A 20,431-nucleotide genomic window follows, 5' to 3' on the forward strand; every position below is an offset into this window, starting at 1 on the left:
CTGACGGAATAGTGTCTTTGAGAGGCGGCAGCAATGCCAAAACGAGTGTAGTGAGTAAACTTCCAAGAAAAGTCTAGGCGTGTATAACTTATAAGTAACCCGTACCGTAAACCGACACAGGTGGTCGAGAAGAATATTCTAAGGCGCTCGAGTGAATCACGGCTAAGGAACTCGGCAAATTAACCCTGTAACTTCGGGATAAAGGGAGCCACGAGCAATCGTGGCCGCAGAGAAATGGCCCAGGCGACTGTTTAACAAAAACACATGGCTTTGCTAAATCGAAAGATGACGTATAAGGCCTGACACCTGCCCGGTGCTGGAAGGTTAAGGGGGGATGTTAGTGGCAACACGAAGCATTGAACTGAAGCCCCAGTAAACGGCGGCCGTAACTATAACGGTCCTAAGGTAGCGAAATTCCTTGTCGGGTAAGTTCCGACCTGCACGAATGGTGTAACGATCTGGGCACTGTCTCAGCCGTGAGCTCGGTGAAATTGTAGTAACGGTGAAGATGCCGTTTACCCGCAACGGGACGGAAAGACCCCATGAACCTTTACTATAGCTTAGCATTGAGTTTTGGTACTGGATGTGTAGGATAGGTGGGAGGCTGTGAGCCGGTGTCGCTAGGCATCGGGGAGCCAACGTTGAAATACCACCCTTCTTGTACTGGAATTCTAATCCCCAAAGGGGAGACATTGCTTGGTGGGTAGTTTGACTGGGGTGGTCGCCTCCAAAAGAGTAACGGAGGCTTTCAAAGGTTCCCTCAGCACGCTTGGTAACCGTGCGTAGAGTGCAATAGCAAAAGGGAGCTTGACTGTGAGACCGACAAGTCGATCAGGTACGAAAGTAGGATATAGTGATCCGGTGGTTTAGTATGGAACAGCCATCGCTCAAAGGATAAAAGGTACTCTGGGGATAACAGGCTGATCTCCCCCAAGAGCTCACATCGACGGGGAGGTTTGGCACCTCGATGTCGGCTCGTCACATCCTGGGGCTGGAGAAGGTCCCAAGGGTTCGGCTGTTCGCCGATTAAAGTGGCACGCGAGCTGGGTTCAGAACGTCGTGAGACAGTTCGGTCCCTATCTGTTGTGGGCGTAGGAATATTGACAGGTTCTGACTTTAGTACGAGAGGACCGAGTTGGACTGACCGCTGGTATATCAGTTGTTCTGCCAAGGGCATAGCTGAGTAGCCACGTCGGGACCAGATAAGCGCTGAAAGCATCTAAGTGCGAAACTGACCTGAAGATGAGTATTCCATGAAGGGTCCGTGTAGACGACACGGTCGATAGGCTACAGATGTAAAGACAGTAATGTCAAAGTCGAGTAGTACTAATTACCCGAAAGCTTACCTTTTATTAATTTACACACTGCTGTTTATTTTATCTCACAATATGGCTAAAGGCTAAAACCTTGCAAAAAGTATGGAGCCGATAGGACGGGTGTTCACCTCTTCCCATCTCGAACAGAGAAGTTAAGCCCCGCACCGCTGATGATACTGGGATCAAACCCGGGAAAGTAAGTAAGCTCCAAGTTATTATAGAAGACCTGCACCAAAAGTGTGGGTCTTTTTTTATGCATAAGAACGAGTAGCCAGTAGCCAGTAGTCAGTAATCAGTAATTAGGAAATAGAGTAGAGAGTATAGAGCAAAGAGTAGAGATACGGCATAAAAAAGAGGCTGCCGCCTCGTTTTTTATTCATTCATGAAATATCGCCCCCCGCACTCAGCAATTTGAACTTTGCTCTTTGCTCTTTGAACTTTGGTCTTTGACTATCGACTCTCGACTAGCGACTAGCGACTCTCGACTCTTGACTATCGACTATCTCCTTTCGCCATCTATCCTCTCTACTCTATTATCTATACTCTACACATTGAGCATGTCCCCTGTATCAACAAATTGCTCTCTTGCTTCGTAAAGCCTGCAGGTAACTGTATACTTGGAATATGAACTGTTTCTAGGCAGGTTGTTTGGCCACATTGATTGCACTTGAAATGTACGTGGTCGTGTTGGTGAGTATGATCTCCTTGGTGGCAGAGTTCCTTACATAAAGCGTATTTTACGCCACCATTATCATCTAAAACTTTGTGGAGTAGGCCTTGTGTTAAAAAGGTCTTTAAGGTGCGGTATACCGTTACGCGATCGTATTGATCACTCAGTTTTTGTTCGATATCTCCTTGGCTTAAGGCAAAATTTACCGCTTGAAAGGTAGCTAGCACATCAACTCTGCAGGGGGTTGATCGAAGGTCAAAATCTGAAAGTGAATAGGATGAACTCATTTAGCCTAAATGTTCCGTTTGCAATTTGACCATATTTTGGTAAATCCCCGATTTTTTCTTCATCAATACTTCGTGAGAACCGGATTCAACGATCTTACCCTCTTCCATTACGATGATTAAATCTGCCGAACGAATGGTCGATAAACGGTGTGCGATGATTAAACTCGTCCGATTTTTCATGAGTTCCTCGAGAGCGGATTGTACCCATTTTTCTGATTCTGAATCGAGGGCACTGGTGGCCTCGTCTAGTAATAAGAACTTGGGGTTTTTTAGGATGGCGCGGGCGATGGCGATGCGTTGTCTTTGGCCACCTGATAATTTCACTCCGCGTTCGCCTACCATGGTATCCCATTTTTCTGGGAATGATTCGATGAATTCTTTGGCGTAGGCTAATTCAGCAGCGGATTCAATTTCTGATTGCGTTGCTCCTGGTTTACCATAGGCTATGTTCTCACGTATGGTTCCTCCGAATAGTAGAACCTCTTGAGGTACTAGCGCCACCATTTTACGCCATTCCGTGATGTCGATGTCCGCGATGGAGCGATCTCCTAGGGAGATAGAACCTGCATTGGGTTCATAGAAACGCATAAACAATTGGGCTAGGGTTGATTTACCCGTTCCAGAAGTTCCTACGATCGCAACCTTTTGACCCGGTTCAATGGTAAAGTTAATGCCTTTAATGATTTGAACGGATGGACGTGAAGGGTAGGAGAACTCGAGGTCTTGAACCTTTATTTGGCCGAATGATACCGCAGAGGCGGATGAATCACGCGTCAAATCAATCTCCGATGGATCGCCCAAGATTTCTAGGATACGATCTGAGGCACCAATGGTCTTTTGTAATTGGGCGTAGATGTCACCTAATCCACCCACTGAGCCACCAATGAAGGCCGTGTAAAAAATGAAAGTTAATAAATCTGCTAGTATTAAATCGCCATTCGCAACTAAGGAAGCACCATACCAAACCACGCCTACAATGCCGCCAAACAAGGCGAAAATGATGAAACTGACAAATCCTCCCCGCAAGGTCGCCGCTTTTAAGGCCTCGCCTACTACCTTATTTAAGGAAGAGGTGTAACGATCGACTTCGTATTTCTCGTTGGTGAAGGCTTTAACGGCTTGAATGGACGTTAACGTTTCCTCTACGATGATGTTCGTATTGGCTAGTTCGTCTTGTGCTTTTTTGGAGATCTTCCGGATGAATTTACCGAAAACGATGGCTGAAATAACCAATACCGGGAATGTCGCCAGCATAAATAGGGTCAGCTTCCAGGAGATATAGGTAATGAGCGCAACGCCACCCACGAGGGTGAAAACCTGGCGAAAGAACTCTGCTAAGGTAATCGATAACACATCCTGTAATTGGGTGATATCGGACGTGATGCGGCTCATCAATTCCCCTACGCGTCTTTTCTCAAAGTGAAAGATGGGTAGTGTGATGATTTTGGCGTATAATGTTTGGCGCACATCGCGCATTGCTTTCTCCGATACTTGCGCAAATGTATAGATGCGGAAGAAAGAGAGAATGGCTTGCACGATCAGAACCGCGAAGAAAAATAGGGTTACTTCGTTGATCTTATAGGTTGATTTGCCTTCGATGACTTTGGTCATTTCCCCGATTAAAAGGGGAAAACTGAGGGTTGTTAAGTTAGATAACAACAAGAAAGCCATCCCCACGATGAACGTCCATTTGTAAGGAATGACGAATCGGAAGATTTTAATGGCCTTAGATAGACCCTGTTTGCTTACTTTGACGGCATCTTTTGGATCCACTCCTCCGCCTATATCACCATGTTGTTTTTTTGCCATCTTATTTCTTGTCTGCTTCGCCGCGGTAGCCCGAATCGAGGAATAATCGATTGGCTTCTGGGTCAGTCAATATCTTTGCTAATGTTGTTTTAGGCTTTTGTTTCCAATAGGAGTCCACAATGCGCCAGCCTAACCAGCGTCCGATGCTGCCTGGGCAGGCGGGACCGACTTCGGTCGTTTTGGGACGATCATCTAGGTATTTTGCCTTGACGTTTTTATCGCTACTGAATAACAATTTGCGATCGATAAAATGTTCCCAGACTTCTTTTTGGAAGGCATTTGTCTCCGCTATTTCTTGGTTTGTGTAGCCGAATAATAGACTATCAGGGACGGACGGTAAAATCGTTTTCGTGAAAACGTAGCCTTTGCCATACCAAATCATATCGCTTAATAAACTCGCATCATTCTCTGTTTGTTTGATCAAAAAGGCAGAATATTGTAGGATCACCTGGGCTACTAAGGCTTTGGGTTCCAAACGGCGCATCTGGTACTCATACACATTGGGTGCTTTATAGAGACCACGTGATCCCATAAAGAAGTCAAGACCAATGATGATCAAGGAGTCTGAAACGACTAGGTTCTGTGCAGTATATTCGCCGCCTCCCACACCTCCGAAACCGGAGAATACCGTTCTGATTTTCGGTGTTTTAACGCCAGGGAATTCCTGTTGAATTTTGGTAAACGCTGTTTTGAGTTCTATTTCTAGTGAATCGCCACCAAAAAAGCTAGCCTCTTGACTTTGATCATAGAATTTACGCAACGCGGGATTAGCATATAATCGATAGAGATCTTGAGCAAGAAAGGGGGTGTTTTCGGTTGTAGCGCCAAAATACCCCACGCTGATCTCCGGGTATTTAGTTAGCACCGCACTCATCTCCGCATCCGATTTAGCTGAGGACATTTCGCGTTCCACTCGCTGAAAATCCCACTGAATGGCCGGCGCTTCCTTTTCTGAAGAACAAGACCATAGTAGCAAACCGAAGAAAATCGCGTAAAGAAATTTCATTATCCTAAACGGGCTAACAATTCTTGCAAGGACTGAATCTTGGTTTCTGCATCCGCTAATTTTTGTCTTTCACGCTCCACTAAATCCGCTTTTGCATTCGCTACGAATTTTTCGTTGGCAAGTTTCGCTTCCACTGATTTTTTGAAACCTAACAGATACACTAATTCCTTCTCTGATTCCGCCTTCACGACTGCTGGATCTTCGTCGTTCGCTAATGGAACGAAGAACTGATCCGCTTTCACGACAAAGGTTTGCGCATCTGCTACGGCATCTGCAACAAACGTGATGGATTCTAAATTAGCTAGTTTGATCATAATCGCCTCTAGCGGAGCATAGGCGGCTTTATTTTCTGCTTTAATACACAAAGCCAAAGCCAATTTAGGTGACAATTGCTTCGAATTACGGATCTCGCGTACTTTCGTTACCACCTCGAATACGACATCGAATTGAGCGACTAACGCCGCATTAACAGGGCCTGCTAACGGGAATTCAGCTTTGCAGATGGACTCTCCCTCCTTACGTTCATCGATTACCTGCCAAATTTCTTCTGTAATAAACGGCATATACGGATGCATTAAGCGCATCAAAGAATCGAATAAACCTAGCGCCGCTTGTAGCGTGTCTGCCTGTATTGGGCTTTGGTAGGCTGGTTTAATGATTTCTAAATACTTACCGCAGAAATCATCCCAAACCAACTCATAAATACTTAATAGGGCATCCGAAATACGGAATTTGCTGAAGTGATCTTGAACGTCGATGATAGTCTGATTTAATTTTGATTCAAACCAAGCCGTTGCTAAAACGTGTTCAGGTAATGAGGCACCTGGAACCACTTCTAAACCGCGTAAAAGTCGGAACGCATTCCAAATCTTGTTCGAGAAGTTACGCCCTTGTTCGCACAATTTATCATCAAATAATAAGTCATTCCCAGCCGGAGCGGAGAACAATAAGCCAGAACGTACGCCATCCGCGCCGAAACGTTCGATCAGTTCCAAAGGATCAGGCGAGTTGCCTAATGATTTGGACATCTTACGACCTTGCTTATCGCGCACAATACCCGTTAAATAGACATTCTTGAATGGCAATTCATCTCTCCATTCGTAACCCGCCATGATCATACGCGCTACCCAGAAGAATAAAATATCTGGTCCAGTCACTAAGTCATTCGTAGGATAATAGTAGTTAATCTCTTCATTATCTGGGTTTTCGATACCATCAAAAACCGAGATAGGCCATAGCCAAGAGGAGAACCAAGTATCCAAAACATCCGGATCCTGTGTCAAATCATCTTCCACTAAGGCATACAATTGGTATGTATCTCTTGCGATGCGCAAGGCTTCTTTTTTATCTTTCGCTACGATCACCGTGCCGTCTTCTAAATAGAAGGCAGGGATTTGTTGCCCCCACCATAATTGACGGGAAATACACCAATCGCGTACATTTTCCATCCAAGAACGGTACGTATTCTTAAACTTCGCCGGGTGTAATTGAATAGTGTCATTCATGACGTTGTCCAAAGCTGGCTTCGCCATCTCCTCCATCTTCATGAACCATTGCAAGGATAGTTTGGGCTCGATAACAGCGCCCGTTCTCTCCGAAGTTCCCACGGTGGATTTGTATTCTTCTGTTTTAGCTAAATAACCTTCTTCGGTTAATTGTTTCACAATGCGTTTACGCGCCTCGAAACGGTCAACACCCACAAATAGGACGGCCTTTTCATTCAAGGTTCCATCGTCGTTCAATAGATCGATGACAGGCAACTTGTGTTTTAAACCTAACTCATAGTCATTTAAGTCGTGAGCAGGGGTCACTTTTAAACAACCCGTTCCAAAATCCGCAGTAACGTATTCGTCAGCAATAATCGGAATTTCGCGATCAATCAACGGGATACGAACCTTTTTGCCTTGCAAATGCAGGTAGCGCTCATCTGTCGGATTTACACAAATGGCTGCATCCGCCATGATGGTTTCAGGTCGAGTCGTTGCAATGGTGACAAATCCAGATCCATCGATTAGAGGATAATTGATGTAATGCAATTTGGCCTGAACATCCTTGTAGATAACTTCTTCGTCTGATAAAGCGGTTTTTCCTTGTGGATCCCAGTTCACCATTCGCACTCCACGGTAGATCAAACCTTTGTTATATAAACGCACAAAGGTGTCAATAACCGCTTGGTATAAAGAGGGTTCCATCGTAAAACGGGTACGATCCCAGTCACAAGAAGCCCCTAATTTTTTCAATTGATCAAGGATGATTCCACCGTATTTGTCCTTCCATTCGAAGGCATATTTCAAGAATTCCTCGCGAGTAATGTCGGCCTTAGAGATGCCTTTTTCCTTCAACATGGCCACTACTTTCGCCTCTGTCGCAATCGATGCGTGGTCCGTTCCCGGTACCCAACACGCCTCTTTGCCTTCCATACGCGCCTTGCGAATCAAGACATCTTGAATCGTATTGTTCAACATGTGGCCCATATGAAGCACCCCAGTGACGTTAGGAGGAGGAATGACGATGGTGTACGCCTCTTTATTCGGATTAGGTTTCGAAGCAAAAAGCTTGTTTTCTAACCAGTAGGCATACCATTTTTGTTCAATTTCCTGCGGGGCGTAATTCTTATCTATCATATGTGTTCTCTAAGCCTACAAAGATAATTGATTTAGGCCAAAGGTCGAGGGTGGATTTTAAAACAATTCGCCGTAATTTTGGTTGAAATAGCGTTATGATGTTAATGGGAATTTTACTTTGGTTAGGTACCTTTCTGGGAATGGAAGGCTTCGCATGGTTTACGCACAAGTACATCATGCATGGGATCATGTGGAACTGGCACGAGTCGCATCACGTGCACCACAAAAATAAATTGGAAAAAAATGACCTGTTTTCGGTTGTTTTCGGAATCTCCTCTACGCTAACTATTATCGTAGGAGCTGAAATTCCAGCCTACTGGCCGCTATTTTACATCGGATTAGGGATTGCAACGTATGGCATCTTCTATTTCATCTTCCACGATATCATTGTGCACCGCCGGATTAAAATTAAGTACAAAGCGGGTTCTGCGTATATGAAACGCATTATGAAAGCGCATTACGTGCACCACGAGGTGCACACAAAAAAAGGCGCAGAGGCTTTTGGCTTCCTCTACGCCCCTAAAAAATACCAATAAACTTATTTTACGAACCCTACACCGACGGTTGAATTCGAGAATTCATCGATCAGGATGAAGGCTCCATTCGCTGGATTAGCTGCATATTGATCTGCGCTGATCGGTTGTGCCGTGCGCAACGCAATCGTTCCTATCTCATTTAACTTCAGCGTATCTACACCCTGGGTAGACGTTTGAGTCGCTACGTCAAGGCGCTCCGTAATTTGAGAGATTTTGGCCTTCGTTGTATTGATTCCGTGTTGTAATAAGTAGGTCTTACCTGGGCTTAATGCTGTGTGATCTAACCAGCATACTTGTGCTGAAAAATCTTTCAATGCCGGAGCATTGTCCTCTGAAGCTAACACAAGCGTGTTTCCTCTGGAAATATCCACATCCGTCGTCAACGTAATCGTCACAGAATCCCCTGCGATCGCTTGATCTAATTTCGTTTCAAATTTCTCAATGGTCGCAATCTTGCTTTCTTGTCCCGTAGGCAAAACGCGAATCGCATCACCCACTTTGAACGTGCCAGAGCTGATTTTTCCGGCATAGCCACGGAAGTCGTGGTAGGCCTCTGTCATGGGTCTCACGACAAATTGAACCGGGAAACGAGCGGGTGCGTGCGCTAGTGTAGAAGCGTATTCAAAGGCTTCTAATTCGCCTAACAGTGTATTGCCGCTAAACCAGGGCATTTCACTGGCCTTTTGCGTGATGTTTTGGCCATACAAAGAGGAAATAGGTAGGAAGCTGATTTCTTGTCCCACGAAAGTGGTCTGTGCGACTAATTCCGCCAAGCTGTCTTTTATCGTATTGAAAGTGGATTCTTGGTATTGGACTAAGTCCATCTTGTTCACACAAATGATCACTTTGGGGATACGCAGCATCGCGGCGATTGACAAGTGACGCGCTGTTTGTTCCACTACGCCTTGGCGGGCATCTACTAAGATGAGGGAAACCTTCGCGTTCGAAGCTCCTGTGACCATGTTGCGGGTGTATTCCACGTGTCCTGGCGTGTCCGCGATGATGTATTTGCGGGTAGGCGTGGAGAAATAAATATTCGCCACATCGATGGTGATTCCTTGCTCGCGTTCTGCGATGAGGCCATCGGTTAATAAGGAAAGGTCAAGAAAGTCTAGTCCTTTGCGTTTAGAAGCGCTTTCTAAGGCTTCTATTTTATCTTTGGTAATCGAATTTGTCTCGTATAACAGGCGGCCGATTAAGGTACTTTTTCCATCATCAACGGAACCTGCGGTAGCTATGCGTAAAATATCCATGTGTTCTTGTCTGAGATTGAATTAAAAATACCCTTGTTGTTTTCTCTTTTCCATCGCCGCCTCCGAACGTTTGTCGTCAATGCGCGCACCACGTTCTGAAATTTCGGCAGAAAGAATCTCTTCAATGATCACATCGATATCCGTCGCATCGGAAGCCACAGCTGCCGTACACGTCATGTCGCCCACTGTTCTGAAACGAACAGTCGCCTCAAATGGAATCTCATCTGCCTCTTTGTTCAAGTACTCAGAGTCTGCCCAAAGCATTCCATCCCGCTCGATAACTTGACGTTGGTGCGAATAGTAAATACTAGGGATCTCCATCTTCTCTTCTTTGATGTAGTTCCAAACATCGAGCTCCGTCCAGTTCGAAATAGGGAACACGCGCACGTTTTCTCCCACTGCGATGCGGCCGTTGAGCATATCGAATAATTCGGGTCTTTGGCGTTTTGCATCCCATTGTCCAAAATCATCGCGCACCGAAAAAATACGTTCTTTCGCTCTCGCTTTTTCCTCGTCACGTCTTGCTCCACCGATGCAAGCATCGAATTTGAACTCTTCAATCGTATCTAAAAGCGTTACGGTTTGAAGGACATTACGCGAGGCATATTTTCCAGACTCTTCCGTCGCCTTTCCTTGGTTGATGGAATCTTGGACATAACGGACTATTAATTCAGCCCCCGTTTCTTTCGCTAACCAATCGCGGAATTCAATCGTCTCCGGGAAGTTGTGTCCTGTATCGATATGGACTAAAGGAAATGGGATTTTACCTGGGAAGAAAGCCTTTTGGGCTAAACGAACCAAGGTAATGGAATCCTTTCCTCCCGAGAAAAGTAAGGCAGGGCGCTCAAATTGCGCCGCCACTTCTCTAAGGATGTAGATAGATTCATCCTCTAGCTGGCGAGGAAAATGACCGATTTTGTCTTGTATTGTCTGCATAACTTAAGCGTGTAAACCACATTCTTTTTGGGAATTCTCCCACCACCAACGACCCGCCCGAGGATGTTCTCCTTCCGAAATAGCCCGCGTACATGGAGCGCATCCGATGGAGATGAACCCTTTTTTGTGCAAGGGGTTTTGGGGAATTTTATGTTCTTGTAAGTAATTCTCTAATTGGCTAAAGCTCCAATCAATTAGGGGGTTGATTTTCCACAATTGACGGTTCTCATCCCATTCGATGATAGGCATATCAGCTCTATTGTCTGATTGTTCGGCTCTTAATCCGGTAATCCAGACTTTCGCCCCCTGCAGGGCCCGATTTAATGGCTCCATTTTTCGAACAAAACAGCATTCTTTTCGGTTCCCTACAGAGGTATAGAAGGAATTGAATCCTTTTTCTGCCACTAAGGTTTCCACTGCGGAGGTGTTAGGGAAAAAGGTTTGTAGCGAAATGCCGTATTTTTTAATCGTCAAATCCATCAATTCGTAGGATTCTTGGAATTGACGGCCGGTATCAAGCGTGAAAATACCGATGGCCGATTTTGTACTAGCAATGGCTTGCGTAATGGCCTGATCTTCTTGCCCAAAGGAGGTAGAGAAAACGAGGCGTTCACCCGCAAAATAGGAGGCAATGAACTGAATTCGTTCAGGCAATGATCTGGATAGTAATTCCTTTTCGAGCGTTTTGAGATGCATTTTGTCCTATTTTTTACAAAGGTACACATTGTCTATTGAATAACTATACTAATAAATAAAAAAATAATTCCTAAATTAGGGCCTTATGCGGATTGGATCAGAAATTTTGTTGGATAGGTCCTTAGGAGATGAGGAGGAGAACTTGTTAGACCTTCGAAATCTGCGAAATCTTGTTCGTCATGGCGAAGGTTTGCGCTTGGAGTTCAAGATGAAGGTTAAGTTCCCGGAGAAGATTATCAAGGAATTGGTGGCTTTCGCGAATACGGAGGGAGGTCATTTATTCGTAGGGGTGAGTGATGCGGGGGTAATCGAAGGAGTGAAGTTCGCGGAGGAGGAGCAATTTTTACTGGAGCGCGCCATTGAAAAATTCTGTTTCCCGGCATTCACGTACCGCGCCTATCGAATTCGCTTAGATAATGGCCGCGAGGTTTTGGTCTACCAGGTTTTTGAAAGTGTGGATAAGCCTCATTTTGTTCAATTGGCTGCGGATCCACACCCTATTTGCTATGTGCGGGTAGAGGATCGCACCATTCAGGCAAGTAAGGAAATGAAGCAAATTTTACGACGCCAAAACAATGACGGCATCAGTTTCGCCTACGGGGAAATCGAGCGATTATTGCTAGATCATATCCGGAAAAATGGCCACATCACCCTCGCCCAATTGGTTCAGGAAGCCCAAATCCCTATCTGGCTGGCTTCCAGAAAATTAGTCCTTTTGGTCCTTACGCGTGTGTTAAAAATCGAGCCCGGAGAATCATTCGATACCTACCGTCTAAATTAATTTCAAAGGATATTCATTATCAGGAAATTAAATCTATATTTGCATCCGTTTCTTGAAATATTTCAAGAAAACAGATGGAAATAGTACAATTTTGTGCATTTATTGCATTTAATTTTTAAGATAAACAAAGCCGCTTGATAAGACTTTTACTCCCTAGAGATTAATAATGGAACACAAACACAAAAGTAAAGCCACTGCTGCCGGTCTATTGGTAGCAATGGGAATCATTTACGGGGACATTGGAACTTCTCCATTGTATGTAATGCAATCAATCATTGGAGATAATCCGATCAATTCTTTAACCGTTTTAGGCGGGTTGTCTTGTATTTTTTGGACGTTGACCTTACAAACAACGTTAAAGTATGTGATTTTAATTTTAAGAGCGGATAATAAGGGTGAAGGCGGGATCTTTGCCCTTTTTGCGTTAGTAAGACGTCATGCGAAGTGGTTAACCTTACCAGCCATTATTGGTGGTGCGACTTTATTAGCGGATGGGATTATTACGCCGCCTATCTCGGTTTCTTCCGCGATTGAAGGATTAAAAATGCTTCATCATAAGGACGGTACCCCTTTCGTAACAGATACCGTGCCTATCGTTATTGTCATCTTAACGGTTCTATTTATCTTCCAAATCTTTGGCACAAAGGTCGTAGGTAAGCTATTTGGACCTATTATGTTGTTGTGGTTCTCGATGTTAGGATTGACGGGTTTGATCTGGATTGGTCAAGATTGGTCTATTTTCAGAGCTTTATCTCCTGTGTATGCGTGGGAATTGTTAACGACTCATCAAGCGGGATCTGCTGGATTCTGGACCTTGGGAGCCGTATTTTTATGTACAACGGGGGCTGAGGCCTTGTATTCTGATTTAGGTCACTGCGGTAAAGAGAATATTCGTGTTAGTTGGGTCTTTGTGAAGATTGCCTTGATTTTACAGTATTTCGGGCAAGGCGCTTGGTTATTAGCGCACGAAGGCGCTTTGTTAGGTGTTCGTAAACCAATCTTCGAATTATTGCCTCGTGAGTTCTTATTTACGGGTATTATGATTGCGACGGCTGCAGCGGTGATCGCTTCGCAGGCCTTGATTTCAGGGTCCTTCACCTTGATTTCGGAGGCGATTCGATTGAACTTTTGGCCTCGTGTACGTTTAGTCTATCCATCTGACCAAAAAGGACAATTGTATGTTCCTTCCATCAATATTTTATTATGGATGGGTTGCGTGGGCGTTGTCTTATGGTTTAAAGAATCAGCTAATATGGAGGCGGCCTATGGTCTTGCTATCACCATGACGATGCTAATGACCACTTCCTTGATGGCCTACTACCTGCATATCAAGAAAGTGGATATGTGGTGGATTCTCTTATTCTTGGCGGTTTATGTCTCCTTAGAAGGATCCTTCTTAGTAGCGAACTTGCAGAAGTTCTGGCACGGAGGTTATGTTTCCTTATTCATTGCTGGGGTCATTATTTTGATCATGTGGGTGTGGTTTAGAGCGACTCGTATTAAGAAAAAATTAACGGAATACGAGAAATTATCGGATTATATCGAGCCATTAAAAGAGTTGAGTAAAGATGAGACGATTCCTAAATACGCCACGCACTTAGTCTTTATGTCTAATGCAGGACGTGTAACGGATATTGAATCGAAGATTATTTACTCTATTTTCCAACGTCGCCCGAAGCGTGCTGATATCTATTGGTTCGTCCATGTGGATACCTTGGATGATCCGTATGCAATGGAATACAAGGTGACGGTCATCGAGCCGGATGACATCATTAAGGTGAACTTTAAGCTAGGTTTCAAAGTAGAGCAACGTATTAATTTATACTTCCGTAAAGTAGTAGAAGAGATGGTTTCTCGAGGAGAAGTGGATATCACTTCTCGTTATAAGTCCTTGAATGAGCAAAATGTGATCGGTGATTTCCGTTTCGTTGTTTTGGAGAAATTCTTATCCTTCGATAACGAATTACCTTTGTTAGACCGAATGGTCATGAAGGCGTATTTCTTCGTGAAGCAGTTTACGCATTCAGAGGACAAATACTTTGGCTTGGATTCGGATGCGGTAAAACTAGAGAAAGTACCTATGATCATTAAGCCGATCACTAAATGTAATTTAAAACGTATCGAGTAAGATGAGCACGATATTTACCAAAATTGTCAATAAAGAGATTCCTTGTCATTTAATCAAGGAAGACGATCGCTTTCTGGCCTTCTTAGATGTGATGCCCTTAGTGGAAGGTCACGTTTTAGTTATTCCGAAACAAGAGATCGACTATATCTTTGATTTAGAACCTGAATTGCTGGGGGACTTAATGAAATTCGCTCAAACGATTGCTCCTGCTATCAAAAAAGCGATTCCTTGCAAGCGCGTAGGAGTGGCGGTGATCGGTTTAGAGGTGCCACACGCGCATGTGCATTTAGTGCCCATGAACCGCATGTTAGATATTAATTTCTCGCAGGAGAAGATGAAGCCGTCGGCTGAATCTTTGGCAAAAACAGCCGAATTAATTCGCTCTTTCTTACTTTAAGAAGCCTTTTAATTTATTCATCTCGAGCATCGGATTCGCTTTCTCGTACACAATGTTATATACCGCCTCGATGATAGGCAATTTGATGTTGTGCTGGCGCGAGATGCTGTAGATACTGCGCACGGCATAATAGCCCTCCGCGATCATATTCATTTCGATTTGCGCTGACTTCACGGAATACCCGCGACCGATCATATTTCCAAAGGTCCGGTTACGCGAAAACTGCGAATAAGCCGTCACCAGTAAATCACCCAGATAGCCTGAGCTATTCAAATCCCGGTTTTTCTCCGGATAAACAACATCTAAGAAGATTTTGATTTCTTGCATTGCATTACTCACCAGTACGGCCTGGAAGTTATCCCCAAAACCTAACCCGCGCGTAATCCCGCAGGCCATCGCCACGATATTTTTAATGACCGCACAGTATTCCACGCCATACAAATCTTGAATCGCGTGCGCCTGCAAGAAGCGGCTGTTCAATAGATTCGAGAAGGATTGCGCTAAACTTAAATCGGGTGAAGCAATGGTCAAATAAGATTGTTTCTCTAAAGCTACCTCTTCCGCGTGGCAAGGACCAGCGATGACACAGGTTTGGCCTAAAGGCAAATTAAAGGCGCGTTCCATCCAGTCGGTTACCAACAGGTTTTCGTCAGGAATCATTCCTTTGATGGCAGAAACCACTTTTTTGCCTTCGAAATGTTTTTTATTCAGGTCTTTTAAGGTACTCGGAATGAAAGCGGCAGGAACGGCAAGAATGATGTATTCTACGCCAGCTAAAGCATCCACCATCTTACTGTAGGTCTTTACTTTGCGTGGATTGATGGCCACATCAGTCAAATAACTCGGATTGTGGTTGTATTTTCGGATGAATTCAACGTCTGATTTACGACGGATCCACCACTTGATTTTCACATTATTTTCAGAAAGGATTTTCACTAAAGCTGTCGCCCAGCTACCTCCGCCTAACACAGCTACCTGGGTAGGAATTTTTTTCTTTAATTCTGCTAATTCACTCATTCTGTAAAATTACGCTTATTTGATAAATATCTCGGATTTTTTGCCAAATTTGTACGTCCACCAACCTGGTGCTCAAATCTAAACCTATGAAAAAAATCATTCTATTCCTGCTCGCGGGTTTATCCTTCTACGCGCATGCTCAAAAAAATCAACCGCTACCGGAACATCCTCGCCCTGACTTACAACGGGATCAATGGTTGAATTTAAATGGCTACTGGGACTTTACTTTTGATTCGTCGCTAACGGCTCCTACTCGCTATGCGAAGAAAATTCTCGTGCCTTTTCCGTGGGGATCGCCCCTTTCAGAGGTGAAAGATGAGGCCGATGTGGCCTGGTACCACAAGGAAATTAAAATTCCAGTAACTTGGACCGGAAAACGTATTTTTTTTAACATTGGAGCGTCAGATTGGGAAACGACCCTCTTTTTAGATGGGGTACAAATAGGGAAACACCAAGGTGGTTACACGCCATTTGATGCTGAATTAGTAGGGGTTAAACCGGGTTCAGTGCACCAAATCGCTATTCGTGTGGATGATAAGCGTCGGATGTTCACCTTGTATGGAAAGCAAGGGTATGGGAATGCGAGGGGAATTTGGCAGACCGTATATCTAGAGGCTAGAGGCGGAAATTTTATCGATCATTATGCAGTGAATCCGGATATTGACTCGAAAAAGGCACAGGTTAAAGTTTATCTAGGAGCACCTGCTTCGAAAAATCAAGAAGTTAAAATTACCTTATCGAATGGCCAAATGGCCTCGATTTCGATACCAGTAGGAAAACAGGAGGGCGCCGCAGACATAGCTGTAAAAGCGATGCACCTATGGTCTTTAGAAGATCCGTATTTATACGGGCTAAAAATACAGTCGGGAAATGATGTTGTGAATGGTTATTTCGGGATGCGGAAGATTTCTGTGGTGAATTTACCTGGTTCGAAGATTCCGTATATCGGATTGAATAACAAACCTATTTATGTGCAATTAGCTTTAGACCAAAGTTATCATCCTACTGGATTTTATACTTTCCCATCAGATCAGTTTATGAAAGATGAGATCATACGCAGCAAGCGAATTGGGTTGAATGGGATCCGGACGCACATTAAGGTGGATGTGCCGCGTAAGCTGTATTGGGCGGATAAATTAGGACTTTTAGTGATGTCAGATTTACCTAATTCGTGGGGAGATCCGGAGGCAGCGATGCAAAAGGAGTCAGAGTATACCTTGCACGAGATGATCAAACGCGATTACAATCACCCGGCGATCTTCTCGTGGATTACGTTCAATGAGACCTGGGGTTTGTTTACGCACAAGGATAATAAATCGATTTATACGCCGGAAACGCAGAAGTGGGTGGCGTCGGTTTATCATTTGGCCAAAACCTTAGACCCCACCCGCCTCGTCGAAGATAATTCCGTTTGCTGCGGTATAGGGCACACGGAGACCGATATTAATTCCTGGCATGCCTACCAAGCGGGCTATGAATGGGATAAATTAGTGGGCGATTATGCCGCAAAGACCTACCCTGGAAGTACCTGGAACTTTGAGAAAGGATACCATCAAGGATCACAACCGATGATTAATTCGGAATTTGGGAACGTATGGGGCTACCAAGGTAGCACCGGAGATGTCGATTATACCTTCGATTACCACAAAGCCTTGAACTCGTTTAGAAACCATCCGCAAATGGCCGGCTGGTTATACACAGAACACCACGATGTGATTAATGAATGGAATGGCTACTACAAATTTGACCGAACAGAGAAAGAGACAGGCCTAAACGCCATCGTCCCTGGGATGTCACTGAAAGATTTTCACGGACCTATTTACCTGTCTACAGGACAAGAAATCACGTGGGCTGGGAAAGCCGGCCAACAGGTTAAAATTCCTTTGCATTTATCTTCCATGACCAACGATGCTGGTTCATTAAATTTAAAAATGACGCTATCGGGTACTAATGCGGCGGGAGAAAAAGTGAGTCGCTGGTCGAAAACTTCCGCTTTAACTTATGCTGCCTGGGACGTGAAGGCCTTGGATTCATTGTCCATTACGTTGCCAGCAGATAAATCGATCAATACTTTAGCGTTTGAATTAAGCGATGCTGCGGGAAAAGTCGTGCACCGTAATTTCGTGCATTTGATTGTGGAAGAAGGTGCTTCGCAACCTTTGAAAGGTCAATTGATATCGGTGCCAGTGGAGCGTTATAGCTCATCTAGCTGGCCGAAAAAACAATGGACGGGCGTTTTAGGGCATAAATTAAACGGGGCAGGAGCAGGTTATTTCGAATACGAAATTCCATTCCCTACCGCTGGCGCTGAGGGTATCAAACAAGTTCGTTTCTTAGTGGAGGCCTCTTCTAAACCCATCCTAGGAAAAGACCGGGATGATGCAGGGAAAATGGATGGTGACTACATGCTGGGGAAAGGAACTTTTGACCCAGGCGTAAACCCGAATGCCTATCCGCAAACGGATCGATACGCTAGTCCAGCAAAATTGAAAGTGAGTGCAAACGGCGTAGTTTCTTCAGAAACGATTTTAGCGGATGATCCTGCGGATCATCAAGGAATATTGTCTTGGCATTACCAGACGCGAAATAACAAGCTAGACGAAGCTGGAACCTACGGCTACTTAGTGCAAGGTGTAATCCCAGCAGCGGCATGGCAGCAGGCTGCCAAAACGGGGAAACTGATCTTGCGATTCGAGTCCACAGAAGGCGGATTGTCTCTTTACGGAGATAAATCTGGCCGCTATGTGGTCGATCCGAGTATCATTATTGAGCGTTAAGTTTCCAGCGTTTTACGTTGATTAACTCCGGTTTTTTGTCTCCAGTTTGCGTAAAATGAGCATTCGTCAACTGAATATCTGTGGCTTCGATCACCCGGTATGTTTGTTTCGCTTCGATGTCTAAGTTAGAAAGATAAATATGGTGAATCGGCATTTCTGGCAATCCACGCACGAGTAATCCGGTTTCAGCTCCTTTTGCTACGACGCGGTCCACGAAGATGTTTTTGAATTGAGGAGTCCCGGCATCGACTGGTTTGCTTTCGATTTTAGGTGTTTCGTCGCCATTCCCAAAAGTAGCCACCGGATCTTTTCCTTGGTAGTACATGTCGAACAAGATGGCCTCCCCTGAGATGTTTTTCATGCTGATGTCTTGGATGTAGACATTCTCGACTACGCCACCACGTCCGCGGGCTGTTTTAAAACGCAATCCCACATCAGTTCCGAGGAATTGACAGTTGGAAACAAATAAATCATGTACGCCTCCAGACATTTCACTGCCTACTACGACGCCACCGTGACCGTGGAATACCACGCAATTCTCGATGGTGATATGGGCGCTCGGGCGGCCTCTTTTTCTGCCCTCGGCATCCTTACCCGATTTCAAACAGATGCCGTCATCCCCCACATCAAATTTTGAATGACGGACTGAAACATATTCACACGATTCAATGTCGATTCCGTCGCCGTTTTGGGCGAACCATGGATTTTTTACCGTGATGTTTTCCACGGTCAGGTGTTTGCAAAGTAGTGGGTGAATGTTCCACGCTGGGGAGTTTTGGAAGGTAACGCCTTCTAATAAAATCTGCTCGCATTCGCGCAGGGAGATCATATTAGGACGAAGGAATTCTTTGATCTCCTCGGCTTTTGCCTCATTGAAACCTGCGGCGATGACGCCTGGCTGATCCATTTTAGATCCCTTTAATGCACGTTCAGTCGGATACCAAGTGTCTTTTTTGTCATCTAACACGCCACCTGAACGAACCAGTTTATCCCATTCGCCAGGTGTTAATTTTCCCTTCTTCACCGGTCGCCAAGCCTCGCCGTTTCCGTCGATGATTCCAGAACCCGTAATCGCAATGTTACGTTCGCCTATCGCCGTAATTGGGGATTGCGCTCTGATGGCATCCACGCCTTCCCAGTTGGTTCTGACAAGCGGATATTGGGCTGCATCCGCGCTGAACTGCAAGACTGCACCTGCATCTAAATGGAAGTTGACATTAGAGCGTAAGGTAATGGCACCCGTCACGAAGAAACCCGCCGGAACGCGTACCACACCACCGCCTTGCTTCGCGGCGATGTCTATGGCCTGTTGTATAGCAGATGTGTTCAACTTGCTCGCCGATGAAACGGCACCGTATGAAACGATATTAAACGTATCTTTTTTAAACGCAGTCGTCGCTACGTTCGGTAATTCGAATACATATTTCTGAGAGAAGGACGATTTTTGTAAGAAGCTGCGTAGGTGCTCGTTCGAAGCTAAAATGCCTTCAGCAACCAGGGAGGCTATTTTCTTAGCGCCAAAAGGGGAGAAGTGCGTATCATCCGCCACGCCTTTGCTGAATTTTTTAAAGATGCCAGCTGGGTAATGAAGAAACATCTTCTTTGCCCCCTCGGGACCTTCTGCTGCCATGTATTTCTTGCTTTCCTTCTCGATGTCGATTAAAAGCACTTTTTCCGCAGTTGCTACTTCGCGAACCACAGCTGGATAATCCGCGTGTTGGTCTACAAAAACACCTGTAGAATCAAATTTTCTGCGTTGAGTGGGAGTTAATAAGACAGGGATTCCGCCTTTTGAACGTGTTTCGCGCACATAGCGTACGAGGTTTTCGCGGAAGTCAGTTTGTGCTGGGGCGTAACGGCTGGTGTCGGAGACTTTGGCATCATTATGGCCAAACTGAATCAACACATAATCCCCTTTTTTGATCTGGTTAAATACCTTCGCCCAGCGTCCTTCACGACGGAAGCTTTTCGTGCTTCTGCCATTGTAGGCGTGGTTTTGGACCTCTACTGCCTCATTGAAAAACGAAGCAAAAGGCATTCCCCAACCTGTCTCCGGAAAATCAGCAGATACTTTATCTGCCATCGTCGAATCACCGATGAGGAAAACGCGCATCGGTTCCGAAGCGGTGAAACTGAAGAAGAAGACGCAAAGAATCAGCAGGTATTTCATAGGATCTAATTTGCCTTAAAAGCAAAAA

At 44.9% G+C, this 20,431-nt stretch carries 14 protein-coding genes and 2 rRNA genes (1 of these 16 running past the window's edge); 7 read left to right on the forward strand and 9 right to left on the reverse strand.

Going from position 1 to position 20,431, the window contains the following annotated elements; translation table 11 throughout:
- Window positions 1–1,350, forward strand: a 23S ribosomal RNA gene (locus G9X63_RS06780); it begins 1,483 nt to the left of the window's first position.
- A 67-nt stretch (window positions 1,351–1,417) separates the two neighbouring features.
- Window positions 1,418–1,529: ribosomal RNA gene (rrf, locus tag G9X63_RS06785) — 5S ribosomal RNA — on the forward strand.
- A gap of 324 nt (window positions 1,530–1,853) precedes the next feature.
- Here the strand turns inward: rrf and G9X63_RS06790 are convergent.
- The 4 genes from G9X63_RS06790 to G9X63_RS06805 are packed head-to-tail and all read right to left on the reverse strand — an operon-like array spanning window position 1,854 to window position 7,712.
- Window positions 1,854–2,273, reverse strand: a complete 420-nt coding sequence (locus G9X63_RS06790; protein ID WP_252622045.1) for a Fur family transcriptional regulator — start codon at window positions 2,271–2,273, stop codon at window positions 1,854–1,856.
- Window positions 2,274–4,082 (reverse strand): ABC transporter ATP-binding protein, encoded by a 1,809-nt coding sequence (locus tag G9X63_RS06795; protein WP_252622048.1) that lies wholly within the window; start codon window positions 4,080–4,082, stop codon window positions 2,274–2,276.
- Between the two features lies 1 nt (window position 4,083).
- On the reverse strand, window positions 4,084–5,088 hold the full coding sequence (locus G9X63_RS06800; RefSeq protein ID WP_252622050.1) for a gliding motility protein GldB-related protein: 1,005 nt from the start codon (window positions 5,086–5,088) through the stop codon (window positions 4,084–4,086).
- Entirely contained in the window at window positions 5,088–7,712 is a 2,625-nt protein-coding gene (locus G9X63_RS06805; protein ID WP_252622052.1) for a valine--tRNA ligase, read from the reverse strand. Before G9X63_RS06805 ends, G9X63_RS06800 begins: the two co-directional genes overlap by 1 nt.
- Window positions 7,713–7,810: 98 nt before the next feature.
- Between G9X63_RS06805 and G9X63_RS06810 the strand changes: the two genes are divergently transcribed.
- Window positions 7,811–8,248, forward strand: a complete 438-nt coding sequence (locus tag G9X63_RS06810; protein WP_130896486.1) for a sterol desaturase family protein — start codon at window positions 7,811–7,813, stop codon at window positions 8,246–8,248.
- A gap of 2 nt (window positions 8,249–8,250) precedes the next feature.
- Here G9X63_RS06810 and G9X63_RS06815 read toward each other — a convergent pair whose 3' ends face one another.
- The 3 genes from G9X63_RS06815 to G9X63_RS06825 are packed head-to-tail and all read right to left on the reverse strand — an operon-like array spanning window position 8,251 to window position 11,133.
- Window positions 8,251–9,501 carry a sulfate adenylyltransferase subunit 1 gene (locus G9X63_RS06815; RefSeq protein ID WP_252622055.1) on the reverse strand — a complete coding sequence of 417 codons (1,251 nt, stop codon included), beginning with the start codon at window positions 9,499–9,501 and terminating at the stop codon, window positions 8,251–8,253.
- 21 nt (window positions 9,502–9,522) lie between these two features.
- Window positions 9,523–10,437: a sulfate adenylyltransferase subunit CysD gene (cysD, locus tag G9X63_RS06820; protein WP_130895891.1), complete on the reverse strand. Its 915-nt coding sequence runs from the start codon at window positions 10,435–10,437 to the stop codon at window positions 9,523–9,525.
- Window positions 10,438–10,440: 3 nt separating this feature from the next.
- Window positions 10,441–11,133 (reverse strand): phosphoadenylyl-sulfate reductase, encoded by a 693-nt coding sequence (locus G9X63_RS06825; RefSeq protein WP_252622058.1) that lies wholly within the window; start codon window positions 11,131–11,133, stop codon window positions 10,441–10,443.
- Window positions 11,134–11,218: 85 nt separating this feature from the next.
- On the opposite strand from G9X63_RS06825, the gene G9X63_RS06830 reads away from it, so the two are divergent.
- The 3 genes from G9X63_RS06830 to G9X63_RS06840 all read left to right on the forward strand — a co-directional run bounded on the left by G9X63_RS06830 (window position 11,219) and on the right by G9X63_RS06840 (window position 14,439).
- Complete coding sequence (locus tag G9X63_RS06830) at window positions 11,219–11,914, forward strand: AlbA family DNA-binding domain-containing protein (protein ID WP_252622060.1); 696 nt, start codon at window positions 11,219–11,221, stop codon at window positions 11,912–11,914.
- Window positions 11,915–12,080: 166 nt separating this feature from the next.
- Window positions 12,081–14,042 (forward strand): KUP/HAK/KT family potassium transporter, encoded by a 1,962-nt coding sequence (locus G9X63_RS06835; RefSeq protein WP_130923782.1) that lies wholly within the window; start codon window positions 12,081–12,083, stop codon window positions 14,040–14,042.
- 1 nt (window position 14,043) lies between these two features.
- Window positions 14,044–14,439, forward strand: coding sequence for an HIT family protein (locus tag G9X63_RS06840; protein ID WP_252622063.1), 396 nt, complete (start codon window positions 14,044–14,046; stop codon window positions 14,437–14,439).
- Here G9X63_RS06840 and G9X63_RS06845 read toward each other — a convergent pair.
- The gene (locus G9X63_RS06845) at window positions 14,431–15,456 is read right to left on the reverse strand and encodes an NAD(P)H-dependent glycerol-3-phosphate dehydrogenase (RefSeq protein ID WP_130895896.1); all 1,026 of its coding nucleotides are present in this window, start codon (window positions 15,454–15,456) and stop codon (window positions 14,431–14,433) included. The two genes, G9X63_RS06840 and G9X63_RS06845, sit on opposite strands and share 9 nt — an antisense overlap.
- Window positions 15,457–15,542: 86 nt before the next feature.
- On the opposite strand from G9X63_RS06845, the gene G9X63_RS06850 reads away from it, so the two are divergent.
- The gene (locus G9X63_RS06850; RefSeq protein ID WP_252622066.1) at window positions 15,543–18,233 is read left to right on the forward strand and encodes a glycoside hydrolase family 2 protein; all 2,691 of its coding nucleotides are present in this window, start codon (window positions 15,543–15,545) and stop codon (window positions 18,231–18,233) included.
- On the opposite strand, the gene G9X63_RS06855 is transcribed toward G9X63_RS06850, so the two are convergent.
- Window positions 18,220–20,403 (reverse strand): glycosyl hydrolase family 28 protein, encoded by a 2,184-nt coding sequence (locus tag G9X63_RS06855; RefSeq protein ID WP_252622068.1) that lies wholly within the window; start codon window positions 20,401–20,403, stop codon window positions 18,220–18,222. The genes G9X63_RS06850 and G9X63_RS06855 overlap by 14 nt on opposite strands.
- Window positions 20,404–20,431: the final 28 nt, after the last annotated feature.

The organism is Aquirufa antheringensis, assembly GCF_023921165.1.
Lineage (GTDB): Bacteria > Bacteroidota > Bacteroidia > Cytophagales > Spirosomataceae > Aquirufa > Aquirufa antheringensis.

What these genes read in the sequence shown, in the direction of transcription:
- G9X63_RS06815 (WP_252622055.1), bottom strand. Translation starts at nt 9,501, where the DNA reads ATGGATATTTTACGCATAGCTACCGCAGGTTCCGTTGATGATGGAAAA.
- G9X63_RS06830 (WP_252622060.1), top strand. Translation starts at nt 11,219, where the DNA reads ATGCGGATTGGATCAGAAATTTTGTTGGATAGGTCCTTAGGAGATGAG.
- cysD (WP_130895891.1), bottom strand. Translation starts at nt 10,437, where the DNA reads ATGCAGACAATACAAGACAAAATCGGTCATTTTCCTCGCCAGCTAGAG.
- G9X63_RS06795 (WP_252622048.1), bottom strand. Translation starts at nt 4,082, where the DNA reads ATGGCAAAAAAACAACATGGTGATATAGGCGGAGGAGTGGATCCAAAA.
- G9X63_RS06835 (WP_130923782.1), top strand. Translation starts at nt 12,081, where the DNA reads ATGGAACACAAACACAAAAGTAAAGCCACTGCTGCCGGTCTATTGGTA.
- G9X63_RS06800 (WP_252622050.1), bottom strand. Translation starts at nt 5,088, where the DNA reads ATGAAATTTCTTTACGCGATTTTCTTCGGTTTGCTACTATGGTCTTGT.
- G9X63_RS06805 (WP_252622052.1), bottom strand. Translation starts at nt 7,712, where the DNA reads ATGATAGATAAGAATTACGCCCCGCAGGAAATTGAACAAAAATGGTAT.
- G9X63_RS06810 (WP_130896486.1), top strand. Translation starts at nt 7,811, where the DNA reads ATGTTAATGGGAATTTTACTTTGGTTAGGTACCTTTCTGGGAATGGAA.
- G9X63_RS06790 (WP_252622045.1), bottom strand. Translation starts at nt 2,273, where the DNA reads ATGAGTTCATCCTATTCACTTTCAGATTTTGACCTTCGATCAACCCCC.
- G9X63_RS06850 (WP_252622066.1), top strand. Translation starts at nt 15,543, where the DNA reads ATGAAAAAAATCATTCTATTCCTGCTCGCGGGTTTATCCTTCTACGCG.
- G9X63_RS06840 (WP_252622063.1), top strand. Translation starts at nt 14,044, where the DNA reads ATGAGCACGATATTTACCAAAATTGTCAATAAAGAGATTCCTTGTCAT.
- G9X63_RS06845 (WP_130895896.1), bottom strand. Translation starts at nt 15,456, where the DNA reads ATGAGTGAATTAGCAGAATTAAAGAAAAAAATTCCTACCCAGGTAGCT.
- G9X63_RS06825 (WP_252622058.1), bottom strand. Translation starts at nt 11,133, where the DNA reads ATGCATCTCAAAACGCTCGAAAAGGAATTACTATCCAGATCATTGCCT.
- G9X63_RS06855 (WP_252622068.1), bottom strand. Translation starts at nt 20,403, where the DNA reads ATGAAATACCTGCTGATTCTTTGCGTCTTCTTCTTCAGTTTCACCGCT.